The following is a 13,819-nucleotide window of genomic DNA, read 5'->3' on the forward strand; positions in this document are numbered from 1 at the left end:
CTTATCTTCTTATGGAAGGGCTCGTTTTCGGGGATTTTTCGCCGGGAGCATCATTCGGCCAAGATTGTCCAGCATGGAGCGGCCGAAAATGATCCGATGGATTCGCGTGAGGATTGGCTGATCGTGCGGCGCTTCGTCATCTCTTTCATCATTGCCCTGACCTGTCTGGTACCGACGCTGGCGTTGGCGCGCAATGTCGTCGTCGTACCGCCCGGCAACCGCCACGCCGAACAGCCGGCGATCCCCGGCGCTTCCGTCCGCCGCACCAAGGCCGGCAAGACCAGCTTCGACCAGAAATACGAAAAGATCCGCGACCTGCTCGCTTCCGACCGCAAGCTGATGTCGAAGATCAAATCGACCGCATCGGCCTATGGCATCGATCCGATCCATATCGTCGGGGCGCTGGTCGGCGAACATACCTATAATGTCGATGCTTACGACCGGCTGCAGTCCTACTACGTCAAGGCGGCGTCTTATGCCGGCAACAGCTTCCGTTTCGCCTACGAAGACGAATCGATCGCCGATTTTGTGGCGCGGCCGGAGTTTTCGCAGTGTGGTGGCGATTCCTACAAGCTGTGGAGCTGCCGCGAAGCCGTGTGGGAAAAGAGTTTTCGCGGACGTTCGGTCGGCGGCAAGTCGTTTCCCAACAATCGTTTCAGTGCGGTTTTCTTCCAGCCCTTTTATGCCGGCCAGACATTTGGCCTCGGCCAGGTCAATCCGCTGACGGCGCTGATGCTGTCGGACATGGTGTCGCGCGCTTCCGGGCTTGAGAAGCTGGATGCCAACGATGCGGCGGCGGTCTACAAGGCGATCATGGATCCCGACATGTCGCTCGCCTTCACCGCGGCGGCGATCCGCCGGTCGATCGACGATTACCGCTCGGTTGCCGGCATGGACATTTCAAAGAATCCCGGCCTGACCGCAACGCTTTATAATGTCGGCGGCTCGCTTTCCCGTGCCCGGGCGCTGGCGGCGAAGAATGGCGGCGAAGGCAGCGTCTGGCCGGAAGAGAATTATTACGGCTGGCTGATCAACGACAAGCTGGACGAACTGCAGGCCCTGCTCTGACGATCGAAGCATCGGCGGCAAATGTCCGCTTTTTTGCCGGAATGTGCGTGCTCTCTGTTTGAAGCGATTGCGGGTGCAAAACGCGTCCCGCGATTTGCACCCATTGCCCCGTCATCACGGAAAGGCGGATCCCATGGATATGCGTCCGGAACCCTTCGAACCGCCGGCACCGGTGCCGCGCACCGTGCCGCCATCGCGGCTGGAAATCATCCGAACGGTGATGCGCAATCCGCTGGAGCTCTGGGGCGAGCCCTCCTACACGTTGCCGTGGATCCACACGAAATTCTTCAAGGAACGGACGCTGATTGTCAACGATCCCGGTCTGATCAAGTACGTCCTCGTCGATAACGCCGCCAACTACGAAATGTCGGAGATCCGCCAGCTTATCCTCCGGCCGATCCTGCGTGACGGGCTGCTGACGGCGGAAGGCGATGTCTGGAAGCGGTCACGCAAGGCGATGGCGCCGGTGTTTACGCCGCGGCATGCCAAGGGGTTCGCCGGCCAGATGTTGCGGCAATCCGAACTCTACGCCGAAAAATATGCCGGCTGCGGCCCGGAGGGCAAAGTCTTCGATATCTCGGTCGACATGACCGAACTCGCCTTCGCCATTCTGGCCGATACGCTGTTTTCCGGCGAGATCGCCTCGCAATCGGAAAAATTCTCCGATGACGTCGACCAACTCCTGCACCGCATGGGCCGCGTCGACCCGATGGACCTTTTGCGCGCGCCGTCCTGGGTGCCACGGTTGACCCGTATCGGTGGCAAGAAGGTGTTGGCGAAATTTCGCGACATCGTTTTCCGCACCATGGAGATGCGCAAACAGCGCATGGCGACGGACCGGGCCAACACGCCCAATGATTTCCTGACGCTGCTGCTCGACCTCGACGGCCCGGACGGGCTGAAACTCGATGAGATCGAGGACAATATCCTGACCTTCATCGGCGCCGGCCATGAGACGACGGCCCGGGCACTGGCCTGGACGCTCTATTGCGTCGCCAATGCGCCGCATGTGCAGGCAGCGATGGAGGAAGAGATCGACCGGGTGCTGGCAAGCGGCGCCGAGCCGGTGGAATGGCTGGACCTGATGCCCAATGTGCGGGCTTCTTTCGAGGAGGCGCTGCGGCTCTATCCGCCGGCGCCGTCGATCAACCGGGCGGCGATCAAGGACGATTCGTGGACCAGTCCTTCCGGCGAGGTCGTCAGGATCGATGCCGGCGTCACGGTGTTGATCATGCCGTGGACGCTGCATCGCCATGCGCTCTACTGGGAAAAGCCACGCGCCTTCATGCCGGAACGGTTCCTTCCGGAAAACCGCGGCAAGATCAACCGTTTCCAGTTTCTGCCGTTCGGCGCCGGCCCGCGCATCTGTATCGGTGCGACCTTTGCGCTGCAGGAGGCGGTGATCGCGCTTGCGGTGCTGATGCATCGCTATCGTTTCGAGATGACGCCCGGCACCGACCCTTGGCCGGTGCAGAAACTCACCACCCAGCCGGTCAACGGGTTGGCGTTGCGGGTGCGGGCTCGCCCCTCATCTTCGTTGGCTTGAGGATCGTCTTGATCTGGGCGCAGGTCGCTTCGGCATTCTGGCAGGGCTTGTAGACAACGATCTCGCTGCCATTGCCGTCATCCCAGACGACCTGGACGGCGATGGTCTTGGCCTCGTTCGGCTTCAGCTTGAGATAAAGCGTTTCGTTGGTCGGGTCGTCCGGCAGGTTGAAGGGCAGTTGCGGGTCGCATTTCGCCACCGGAAACCGCTGGTCCAGCGTTTCGGAATTGATCGAGTAGCGGATTTCCGAAAGCCGGCAATGCATGGTCTGCAGCGTGGTGAAATAGATCAGCTGCTGGTCCATGAACTGCCGGAAGGCGATCCAGCCGGTCTGCTTGTTGGCATCCAGCATTGCCTGGTAGATCGAGGCTTCGGGGATTTGCGGCTTGTATTCTTCCTCCTCTTGCGCCGTCGCGCTGAAGGAAGAGAAGGCGAGAAGGGCGGCTGCAAGCGCGCCGATCGGTGCAAATGCTTCAAGCTTTTTCGTCATCGTCCCCACCGGAAATCATCGTTTGTGCGCTGGTGCAGGCATATTTGCCGTTGTCAGCCAATCCCCGCATGCCATAACAGCTTATGCGTTTATCTTGAAGATGGCCGCTTCAAGTTGTTTTTCCTGACAGGATCTGGTTCGCGTGAAATCCCAATATCTGCTCGGCATCGATACCGGTGGCACCTACACCGACGCGGTGCTTTTTGACGAAACGCAAGGCGTCGTCGCCAAGGCGAAATCGCTGACGACCCGGCACGACCTTGCCGTCGGCATCTCAGGTGCCGTCGAGGCGGTGTTGCAGCAGGCCGATGTGCCGGTGTCGGCGATCAGCCTCGTTTCGCTGTCGACGACGCTCGCCACCAATGCGCTGGTCGAAGGGCAGGGCGGTCGCGCCGGCCTGGTGATGATCGGTTTTGGCCCCGAGGACCTGAAACGCGACGGCCTCGACCAGGCGCTCGGTAGCGATCCGGTGATTTTCCTGCCGGGCGGCCATAACGTCCACGGCCATGAAACGCCGCTCGACATGACGGCGCTGGAGGAGGCTCTGCCCGAGCTTTCGAAAACCGTGTCCTCCTTTGCCGTCGCCGGTTATTTCGCCGTGCGCAATCCGGCGCATGAGATCCGGGTTCGGCAGCGCATCCATGACGTCTCGCATCTTCCCGTCACCTGCAGCCACGAACTGTCGTCAAAACTCGGCGGGCCGCGCCGGGCGCTGACGACGCTGCTCAATGCCCGGCTGGTGTCGATGATCGATCGGCTCGTCGGTGCCTGCGAGGAATTTCTCGTCCGCAGCGGCATCGACGCGCCGATGATGGTGGTGCGCGGCGACGGGGCGCTGATTGCCGCCAGCGAAGCGAAGATCCGGCCGATCGAAACCATTCTTTCCGGCCCGGCCGCCAGCCTGGTCGGCGCCCGATATCTCACCGGCCTCGACAACGGCGTCGTCTCCGATATCGGCGGCACCACCACCGACGTCGCCGTTCTCGATGGCGGCCGACCGCGGCTCGATGCCGAAGGCGCCGTCGTTGGCGGTTACCGCACCATGGTCGAGGCGGTGGCGATGCGCACCTACGGGCTTGGCGGCGATTCGGAACTGCATATCAATGACCGTGGCCTTGTCGCCAAGCTGCATCTCGGCCCGCGGCGCCTGCTGCCGCTCAGCCTGGCGGCGGCCACCCATGGCGACGCCATCCTTTCCGTGCTCGAACGGCAGAAGCGCGCGACGCATATGGGCCGGCATGACGGGCGATTCGCAATGCGCACCGGCGTGCCGGATCATCTGGCCGCCGGCCTGCAGACACAGGAGCAGGCGTTGTTCGACCGGATCGGCACGAGCCCGATCGCGCTCGACCAGCTGCTCACCTCGACCTCGCAGAAAGCGACGCTCGACCGCCTCGTCGCGCGTGGCCTGGTGCATCTCTGTGGCCTGACGCCGTCGGATGCCATGCATGTGCTCGGCGGGCAGGGGCAATGGAATGCCGATGCGGCCCGTCTCGGCCTCGAACTCGCCATCCGCATGAAGGATGGCTCCGGCCGGCCGATTGCCGCTTCGCCGGAAGACATGGCAAAAAACATCGTCGCGGCGCTGACCCGGCAATCCGCGGAAGTCATCCTCGCCGCCTGTCTGGCGGAAGATGGCGCCGGCGACATCGATCCCGCCCGTTCGCAGCAGATCGACCGGGCGCTGCGTCGCACTCCCGGCATCGTTCGTTTTGCCGCCGGTTTGGACCGGGCGCTGATCGGCCTCGGTGCCTCGGCGCCGGTCTATTATCCGGCAATCGCCGAAATGTTGTCGGCCGAATCGGCCATTCCGGGTGATTCGGATGTCGCCAACGCCATCGGCGCCGTCGTCGGCCAGGTGAAGGCCAGCGCCACCGTCTTCATCACCATGCCGGAAGAGGGCATCTTCATCATCAATGGCGGCGGCGACAGTCTTCGCCTTTTCAACGAGGGCGACAGCTTTGCCACCGCCCGGCAGCGCGCGACGGAAGCCGCTTTGGCGCAGGCGCGCCTGAACGGCGCTGACGAGCCGGTGGTCAGTCTTGTCGAAGAAATCGATGCCCCGGAGGTCGAAGGGCAACGCAAGCTGATCGAGGCGCGTTTCATCGCCACCGCCAGCGGCCGACCCCGCATCGCCCATCACTGATTTTTTCCAAAACGGAACAAATCTTTCGAACCATTGCTGAATTGACACGCAATCAAAGCCGGGCACACTGCGGATAACAGATGTGACGAGAAAGAACGGAGCGATCATCATGAGCCGCATTGAAAAGCACGGACTGGCCATCGAAGCGGTGCTGCATGATTTCCTGGTGAACGAGGCGCTGCCCGGCACCGGCATCGATGCCGATGCCTTCTTCGAAAAGTTTTCCGCCATCGTGCATGACCTGGCGCCGCGCAACCGCGCACTCTTGCAAAGGCGCGATGATTTGCAGGCGAAGATCGACGATTGGTACCGCGCCAACGGCGCCCCAACCGACATGGATCGCTATCAGGCATTCCTGCTGGAGATCGGTTACCTGCTGCCGGAAGGCGACGATTTTACGGTCAGCACCGCCAATGTCGATCCCGAGATCGCCAGCATCGCCGGGCCGCAGCTCGTCGTACCGGTCATGAATGCCCGTTATGCTCTCAACGCCGCCAATGCCCGCTGGGGTTCGCTCTACGACGCGCTCTACGGCACCGATGCCATTGCCGAAACCGATGGTGCCGAAAAGGGCAAGGGCTACAATCCGAAGCGCGGTGAAAAGGTCATCGCCTGGGCTCGATCCTTCCTGGATGAGAGCGCGCCGCTTGCCGATGCAAGCTGGAGCGAGGTGAAAACCTTTGCGGTGAAGGATGGCGCCTTGGTCATCAAGGCGAGCGACGACAGCGCCTTGTCGTTGCAGGACCCCGCCCAGTTTGCCGGTTATCTTGGCGCGCCCGCAGCGCCGACGCATCTGCTTCTGCGCAAGAACGGCATCCATGTCGAAATCGTCATCGACGAAAAGACGCCGATCGGCGGCGGCGATCCGGCGCATATCTCCGATATCCGGCTCGAATCGGCGATCACCACCATCATGGACTGCGAGGATTCGGTTGCAGCCGTCGATGCCGAGGACAAGGTCGTCGTTTACGGCAACTGGCTTGGCCTGATGCGCGGCGATCTCTCCGAGGAGGTGGCGAAGGGCGGCAAGACGTTTACCCGTACGCTCAATCCGGACGTAAATTACACAGCGCCGGACGGCTCGGCTTTCCCGCTGCATAGCCGCTCGCTGATGCTGGTGCGCAATGTCGGCCACCTCATGACCAATCCGGCTATCCTCGACCGTGACGGCAAGGAAGTCCCCGAAGGCATTATGGATGCCGTCGTCACGGCGCTGATCGCACTTTACGACATTGGCCCGAACGGCCGCCTGCAGAATTCCCGCACCGGCTCGATGTATGTCGTCAAGCCAAAGATGCACGGGCCGGAAGAAGTGGCGTTTGCCGGCGAAATCTTCTCCCGCGTCGAGGATGCGCTGGGGCTTGGCCGCAACACCATCAAGATGGGCATCATGGACGAGGAACGCCGCACCACGGTCAACCTCAAGGAATGCATCCGCGCCGCCAGCGAACGCGTCGTCTTCATCAACACCGGTTTCCTCGATCGCACCGGCGACGAGATCCACACCTCGATGGAAGCCGGCCCGATGATTCGCAAGGGCGACATGAAGCAGGCGGCCTGGATCGCCGCTTATGAAAACTGGAACGTCGATATCGGCCTCGAATGCGGCCTGTCCGGCCACGCGCAGATCGGCAAGGGCATGTGGGCGATGCCGGACCTGATGGCGGCGATGCTGGAGCAGAAGATCGCCCATCCGAAGGCCGGGGCCAACACCGCCTGGGTGCCGTCGCCGACCGCCGCGACGCTGCATGCCACCCACTATCACAAGGTCAATGTCGCCCGCCTGCAGCAAGGCCTCAAGGACCGCGCCCGCGCCAAACTCTCGGATATCCTTTCGGTGCCGGTTGCGACCCGGCCGAACTGGACGCCGGAGGAAATCCAGCGCGAACTCGACAACAATGCCCAAGGCATCCTCGGTTACGTCGTCCGCTGGGTCGACCAGGGTGTCGGTTGCTCCAAGGTCCCCGACATCAACAATATCGCCCTGATGGAAGACCGCGCCACGCTGCGCATCTCCGCCCAGCATATGGCGAACTGGTTGCATCACGGCGTCGTCGGCGAAGCGCAGATCGTCGAGACCATGCAGCGCATGGCAGCCGTCGTCGATGGCCAGAATGCCGGTGATTCGCTGTACCAGCCGATGGCCGGTCGCTTCGAGGAATCGGTCGCTTTCCAGGCGGCGCTGGAACTGGTGCTCAAGGGCCGCGTCCAGCCGAACGGCTACACCGAGCCGGTGCTGCACCGCCGCCGGCTGGAGCTGAAGGCGAAAAGCGCCGCCTGAGGCGCGCTACAACGTATGACGCAAACAAAAAGGCCGCCGGGCGATGCTCCGGCGGCCTTTTTGTTTGCGCTTTAGCCTGCAAAAATTACTGGATCACAATGACCTTGGCGTTCTTGCCGGGGCGAACGCGCTTGTAGAGGTCGATGATATCCTGGTTCATCAGGCGAATGCAGCCCGACGAAGCGGCCGTGCCGATGGAAGCCCATTCCGGCGTGCCATGCAGGCGGAACAGCGTATCCTGGCCCTTTTCATTGAAGAGATACATGGCGCGGGCACCGAGCGGGTTGCGCAGCCCCGGACCCATGCCGGCCTCGACATACTTCGCGACATCAGGACGGCGGGCTGCCATTTCTTTCGGCGGATGCCAGGTCGGCCATTCCTGCTTCCAGGCGATGTAGGCTTCACCCTGCCAGGCAAAACCCTGCTTGCCGACGCCGATGCCGTAACGAACGGCCTTGCCGCCCGAGAGGATGTAATAGAGATGGCGCTCGCGGGTATTGACGATGATCGTGCCCGGACGTTCGTTCGACTGGTAGCTGACGATCTGACGGCGGAACTTTGCATTGACCTTCTGGATCGGGATCGCCGGCAGGGCGTAACCGGCATCGGTCACCTGGCCATAGGCGTCGTCGAAGATCTGCGCCGTCTCGGTCTTGCCGGTGTCGGATTTCCCGGCATCAGCCGTGGTGGAGGTCGTGGAGCAGCCGGAAATGGCGAGCGTCGTCACCAGGCCGAATACAGTCAATGCATCACGGAAGCGCATGGAATTCTCTTAGGATTTTGATAATGAAGAAGGCTCTTTCGAACCATCGTTGATTATGGTTTATTTTCGATTAAACTTGGCTTTGCAAGCTGCTGCTCTGCAACAAATTCAAATCGCAGCGCAAATTAGAAGCTCATGGCTTTTTTGCAACATGCAGCATGACCGGGAAAAACTTATCCTGTGACGATTCTTTCTGTTTACAATAACAATCCGTTAATCGATGGCCGGCAATCGGACAGGGCCATGCTGGTGCGCCGTGGCATGCAGATTCTCCTGCATGATATGCGCCATGCGGTGCTGCCGGAGCTGTCGCTTTCCAGCGGCCGGCGCGCCGACCTGATCACGTTGACGGAGAAGGGTGAAATCTGGATCATCGAGATCAAGACGTCGATCGAGGATTTCAAGGTCGACAGGAAATGGCCGGAATACCGCGCCCATTGCGACCGGCTGTTCTTCGCCACCCACAAGGACGTGCCGCTCGATATCTTCCCGGAAGACTGCGGCCTGTTTCTTTCCGATGGTTACGGCGCCCATCTGATTCGCGAGGCGCCGGAGCATCGCCTGCCGCCGGCGACCCGCAAGTCGGTGACGCTCAGTTTTTCCCGCACGGCGGCCGAACGGCTGATGCTGGCGGAATGGGCGGCCGGAAAGTCGATCGTGACGTAAAAGGCAGTGCCTTACTTCGGCGCCCGCTTGGCAAGGATGCGCTGCAACGTGCGGCGATGCATGTTCAGCCGACGCGCCGTTTCCGAAACGTTGCGTTCGCACATTTCATAGACCCGCTGGATATGCTCCCAGCGCACCCGGTCGGCCGACATCGGGTTTTCCGGCAATTCCGCCCGTTCACCCGGCCGCTGCGTCAGCGCCGAATAGATCTCGTCGGCATCGGCGGGTTTGGCGAGATAATCCAGCGCCCCCAGTTTCACCGCCGTCACCGCCGTGGCGATGTTGCCGTAACCGGTCAGCACGATGATGCGCGTATCCTCGCGCCGCTGACGGATCGCTTCGATGACATCGAGGCCGCTGCCATCGGTCAGCCGCAGGTCGACGACCGCGTGTTTCGGCGGATTGGCCTTCGACTTGGCGATACCTTCCGCCACCGTCTCCGCCGTCTCGACGGCAAAGCCGCGCGTTTCCATGGCGCGGGCAAGCCGGCGTAGAAATGCCGTGTCATCATCGACGATCAGCAGCGAGGCGTCGGGGCCGATATCGTGGGTGTCGCCGGGCTCGGCAATTTTCGGCGTTTCGGGTGTCGCTGGCATCTTATCCGTCTTCTTTCGTGCCTTGCGGGGGATAGAACCCCATATCGGCACTGGTTATGGCTGCTTCAACCGGGGTGGTAAAGCGTTTTGTTGCCGGCTTCCATCAACGCGCGCGGCCATGCCACCCGGATGCGGGCACCCGGCTGGTTTGCGAAGGTCAGCCGCGCACCCGAACGTTCCAGCAGGGTTTTTGCGATAAAAAGCCCGAGCCCAAGGCCACCGGCCGTGTCGTCGCGTTGGCGCGAGGTGACATAAGGTTCGCCGATTCGCGTGAGAATATCGGGCGTATATCCTTCGCCGTCGTCCTCGATCACCACCACCACCTCATGCGGCGTGTGCTCGACCGTCACGGTTACCTTTTCCCGCGCATAGTCGACGGCATTTTCGATGAGGTTGCCGAGGCCGTAGAGAATGCCGGGATTGCGCAGGCCGACCGGTTCGCCCGCCCGCTCGCTTTTTTCGACCAGTTCCAGCTTGATGCCGAATTCGCGGTGCGGCGCCATCACCTCCTCGATCAGCGACGACAGCGGCAGCAGCCGCATATGCGCCTCGTCGCCGGATGACAGCGTCGTCAGCCGCCGCAGGATGTCGCGGCAGCGTTCGCTCTGGCTGCGCAACAATTGCACGTCTTCGCGAAAACGTTCGTCGCCGCCCAGTTCGCGTTCCATCTCCTTGGCGACGACGCTGATCGTTGCCAGCGGTGTGCCGAGTTCATGTGCCGCCGCGGCTGCCAATCCGTCGAGTTGCGAAAGATGCTGCTCGCGCTGCAGCACCAATTCCGTCGCCGTCAGTGCATCGCCGAGCTGCCGGGCCTCGCTGGAGACGCGATGGACATAAAAGGCGGCGAAAGCGGTGGTGGAGGCGATGGCGCACCAGACGCCGAGCAGCATCACCACATGCACCGAGACGGCGCGGTCGGAATACCAGGGCAGCGAAAACGGCGAAAAGGCCAAAGCCGTGGTTGCCGCGATCGCCGCCACCAGCAGGATCATGCTGTAACGAATCGGCTGCGACGCAAAAGAAATGATCACCGGCACGCAGACCAGCGGCGCAAAAGGGTTGGCAAGGCCGCCGGTGATGAACAGCAGGGCGCTCAACTGCACGAGATCGAAACCGAGCAGCGCAAAGGCCGCCGGCGGTTCCAGCCGGTGTGTCGCCGGATAACGAACGGCGAGATAAAAATTCGCCGCCGCCAGCGAGCCGATCAGCAGGCCCGCCGCCAGCAGCGGCAGGGGGAACTGCAGCCAGAAAGCGACGATGATCACCGTCACCGCCTGTCCGCCCACCGCCAGCCAGCGCAACCAGACCAGCGTCTGCAGTCGCAGCCGGCGGCTGGATTGATGCGGAACCTGTGTTTCTGCCGTCACCACTGCCCGTTCCTTCCCGTATCCGTGTTTCTCATGCGGCCTGTCCGCTTCGCCGGGAAAACCAGGATCAGCAGCAAAACCGCGCAACACGTCGTTTACCGCGAAAACGTGGTCGCCGAAATGCGTCTCGCCCGTCCATTGTTCGCAACCCGGCGGAATGGCTTTATGTGCCGCGCGGTTTGGCGCGTGTGGTCGGCGCCGCGGCCGCTGGGTCTTCCGGCCAGGGGTGACGCGGATAGCGGCCGCGCATGTCGGCGCGCACATCCTTCCACGACCCGGCCCAGAAACCCGGCAGATCCCGCGTCGCCTGGATCGGCCGGTGCGCCGGCGAGGTTAGTTCCAGCAGCAGCGGCCGGCGATCGACGCCCACAGCGGGGTGGCTCGTCAGCCCGAACAGCTCCTGAACCCGGATCGACAGCACGGGTTCGTCGCCATCGTAACGGATCGGGTGACGCTGGCCGGTCGGCGCTTCGAAATGCGTCGGCGCCAGGCGGTTGAGATCGCGCTGCACCGCATGCGGCACCATCGACAGCAGCCCGTCGATCAGGCTGCCGGCATGGATGTCGGCGAGGCCGCGTGCCTGTCCCTGGAAGGGTACGAACCAGTCGTCGAGCCTGTCGAGAAGGCTAGCATCGCTCATGTCCGGCCAGGGCTCGCCGCCGGTACGATGCAGGAAACCGATGCGGTCGCGCAATTGCGCCGCCTCCTTGGAGAAAGGCAGGACATCGAGACCGAGGTCCCGCACGCCCTCGGCCAGCGCCCGCGCCGCCGCTTCGCCAGTCGGGCGCGGCAAGGGTACCTCGTCGAAAACGATGGCGCCGAGCCGCGTCACCCGCCGGGCGCGGACCTGTCGCGATGCCTTGTCGAAGAAGGATTGTTCCTCCTGCCGGATCGCTTCCGGCATATGCGCCTCGACATCGCCGCGCGAAATTTCCGCCGCCGCCAGGATTCGCCCCTGTGCCGCCCGTCCGGTGAGGTCGGCGATCACAAGCATGTTGCTGGCTGAAAGCCGCTCGGTTTCCGGCAATTCGGCGCCGCGCCCGTTGGCCATGACGAACCGGCCGCGTCCACCGCGCTGCAGGGCGATCCGGTCGGGATAGGCATGCATCAGCAACGGACCCGGCAGGGCCCGCCCAGTCGGACGGTCGCCATTTTTTCCCACGGAAGCGGCGATCCGTCCGGCAAGTTTTCGGGCTGCTTCGGCGCGCTCGCCTTTCTCGGTCCGGAACCGGCGCAGGCGCTCCTCGATGTCGATGCTCTGGCCGCCAAGCCCCTGTTCGGTCATGAGCACGGCCAGCAGGCTGGCGTCGCGTGCCTGCCCGTCTTCGGCGGCCTGCAGCACCATGGCCGCCAGCCGCGGCGGCAGGGCCATGTCACGCATGCGGCGACCGCGCTCGGTCAGGGCAAATTGTTTGTCCAACCCTCCCAGCATCTGCAGCAGCAGCCGCGCTTCTTGCAGGGCTGCCGGCGGCGGCGGATCGATGAAGGCCAATGCCTTCGGATCCTGCACACCCCAATGGGCGAGGTCGAGCGCCAGGCCGGAGAGGTCGCTGGACAGGATCTGCGGTGGGGTGAAGGCGGGCAGGGCCGCCGTCTGCCCGGCATGCCAGAGGCGCAGAGCCACCCCCGGCTCCGTTCGCCCGGCGCGGCCGGCCCGCTGATCGGCGGAGGCCCGCGACACCCGCACCGTTTCAAGCCGGGTGATGCCGGTCGCCGGCTCGAACACCGGCAGCCGCTGCAAGCCGCTGTCGATCACCAGCCGCACGCCGTCGATGGTGATCGAGGTTTCGGCGATCGAGGTGGCGAGCACGATCTTGCGCCGGCCGGCCGGTGCCGGGCGAATGGCGGCATCCTGTTCCTTCTGCGAAAGATTGCCGTAGAGCGGTGCAACGATCGTGTCCTCACCGAAAAGCCCCTCCAGCCGCTCGGCCGTGCGCACGATTTCGCTCTGTCCCGGCAGGAAGGCGAGGATCGAGCCGCTCTCCTGCCGGTGTGCCTCGGCGATCGTCCGCGTCATGGTCTCCCAGATCGGCTCGCCCGCCGGCCGCTCCTGATGACGGATCTCTACGGGAAAACTGCGTCCCATGCTTTCGATGACAGGCGGATCGTCGAGAAGGCTGGCGACACGTTCGACATCGAGCGTTGCCGACATCACCAGCAGGCGCAGGTCGTCTCGCAACGCCGAACGCACGTCGAGCGCCAGCGCCAGGCCAAAATCCGCATCCAGCGACCGCTCATGGAATTCGTCGAAGATGACGGCGGAAACCCCGGCTAGTTCGGGATCGTCGAGGATCATCCGCGCAAAAACGCCTTCGGTCACCACCTCGACGCGGGTGCGTGCCGAAATGCGATTGTCGAGTCGCATGCGATAACCGACGGTCTCGCCGACGGGTTCGCCCAGAATGGCCGCCATGCGTGTTGCGGCGGCGCGTGCCGCAAGCCGCCGTGGCTCGAGCAGGATGATGCGTCCGTCGCCCCGCCACGGCGCGTCGAGGAGAAAGAGCGGCACCAGCGTCGTCTTGCCGGCGCCGGGCGGCGCGGACAGTACCGCGCGACCGTGAGCGCCAAGCGCTTCGCCGATCGCCGGCAGCACGGCGGACACCGGCAGTTCCGGCAGGATTATGGACATGGTTGGTTTTCCCGAAGCAGACCGGATGTTCATCCCTATAAGAAGCAAGAGCGCCTGCCCAGGTTTCCGCCGGATGGTCGCTGGTGCATAGCGTCTGCAGCTTCGGAAGAAAAGCGACCGGGCCAACCGCTCTTAATAACAAAGGTGGGGCTCCCGGCCCGACTGGCCCTTTGCCCAGAAAAGCAGGGGACGCCTCCACCTCTTGAGGCAAGGCAAGATATGCATCCCGCCGCATGACAGGCGGGCTTCCCCGCCATTATGTCCTGT

At 63.2% G+C, this 13,819-nt stretch carries 10 protein-coding genes; 5 read left to right on the forward strand and 5 right to left on the reverse strand.

The genetic code is table 11. The features are described from left to right. Positions 1-96: 96 nt before the first annotated feature. On the forward strand, positions 97-1,068 hold the full coding sequence (locus ACSQ3I_RS09770) for a DUF1402 family protein (RefSeq protein ID WP_435998293.1): 972 nt from the start codon (positions 97-99) through the stop codon (positions 1,066-1,068). 133 nt (positions 1,069-1,201) lie between these two features. Further along, positions 1,202-2,614 carry a cytochrome P450 gene (locus tag ACSQ3I_RS09775; RefSeq protein ID WP_435998295.1) on the forward strand — a complete coding sequence of 471 codons (1,413 nt, stop codon included), beginning with the start codon at positions 1,202-1,204 and terminating at the stop codon, positions 2,612-2,614. Here the strand turns inward: ACSQ3I_RS09775 and ACSQ3I_RS09780 are convergent. After that, a complete protein-coding gene (locus ACSQ3I_RS09780) occupies positions 2,562-3,104 on the reverse strand; it encodes a hypothetical protein (protein ID WP_435998297.1) in 543 nt (180 codons plus the stop codon). The genes ACSQ3I_RS09775 and ACSQ3I_RS09780 overlap by 53 nt on opposite strands. A gap of 142 nt (positions 3,105-3,246) precedes the next feature. On the opposite strand from ACSQ3I_RS09780, the gene ACSQ3I_RS09785 reads away from it, so the two are divergent. Together ACSQ3I_RS09785 and ACSQ3I_RS09790 are read left to right on the forward strand one after the other, a co-directional pair. After that, the gene (locus tag ACSQ3I_RS09785) at positions 3,247-5,250 is read left to right on the forward strand and encodes a hydantoinase/oxoprolinase N-terminal domain-containing protein (RefSeq protein WP_435998299.1); all 2,004 of its coding nucleotides are present in this window, start codon (positions 3,247-3,249) and stop codon (positions 5,248-5,250) included. A gap of 109 nt (positions 5,251-5,359) precedes the next feature. Continuing rightward, positions 5,360-7,531, forward strand: a complete 2,172-nt coding sequence (locus ACSQ3I_RS09790; protein ID WP_435998301.1) for a malate synthase G — start codon at positions 5,360-5,362, stop codon at positions 7,529-7,531. A gap of 85 nt (positions 7,532-7,616) precedes the next feature. Here the strand turns inward: ACSQ3I_RS09790 and ACSQ3I_RS09795 are convergent, their stop codons facing one another. Continuing rightward, the gene (locus tag ACSQ3I_RS09795) at positions 7,617-8,294 is read right to left on the reverse strand and encodes a L,D-transpeptidase (RefSeq protein ID WP_435998303.1); all 678 of its coding nucleotides are present in this window, start codon (positions 8,292-8,294) and stop codon (positions 7,617-7,619) included. 180 nt (positions 8,295-8,474) lie between these two features. Between ACSQ3I_RS09795 and ACSQ3I_RS09800 the strand changes: the two genes are divergently transcribed. Next, positions 8,475-8,960, forward strand: coding sequence for an MmcB family DNA repair protein (locus ACSQ3I_RS09800; protein WP_435998305.1), 486 nt, complete (start codon positions 8,475-8,477; stop codon positions 8,958-8,960). Positions 8,961-8,971: 11 nt separating this feature from the next. Here the strand turns inward: ACSQ3I_RS09800 and ACSQ3I_RS09805 are convergent, their stop codons facing one another. The 3 genes from ACSQ3I_RS09805 to hrpB form a co-directional block, all read right to left on the reverse strand. Further along, a complete protein-coding gene (locus ACSQ3I_RS09805; RefSeq protein WP_435998307.1) occupies positions 8,972-9,556 on the reverse strand; it encodes an ActR/PrrA/RegA family redox response regulator transcription factor in 585 nt (194 codons plus the stop codon). Positions 9,557-9,621: 65 nt separating this feature from the next. Further along, positions 9,622-10,923, reverse strand: a complete 1,302-nt coding sequence (locus tag ACSQ3I_RS09810; RefSeq protein WP_435998309.1) for an ActS/PrrB/RegB family redox-sensitive histidine kinase — start codon at positions 10,921-10,923, stop codon at positions 9,622-9,624. 163 nt (positions 10,924-11,086) lie between these two features. Beyond that, a complete protein-coding gene (gene hrpB, locus ACSQ3I_RS09815; protein ID WP_435998311.1) occupies positions 11,087-13,552 on the reverse strand; it encodes an ATP-dependent helicase HrpB in 2,466 nt (821 codons plus the stop codon). Positions 13,553-13,819: the final 267 nt, after the last annotated feature.

Origin of the sequence: Rhizobium sp. LjRoot30, assembly GCF_964253915.1 — a bacterium.
In the GTDB taxonomy this organism is placed as follows: domain Bacteria; phylum Pseudomonadota; class Alphaproteobacteria; order Rhizobiales; family Rhizobiaceae; genus Metarhizobium.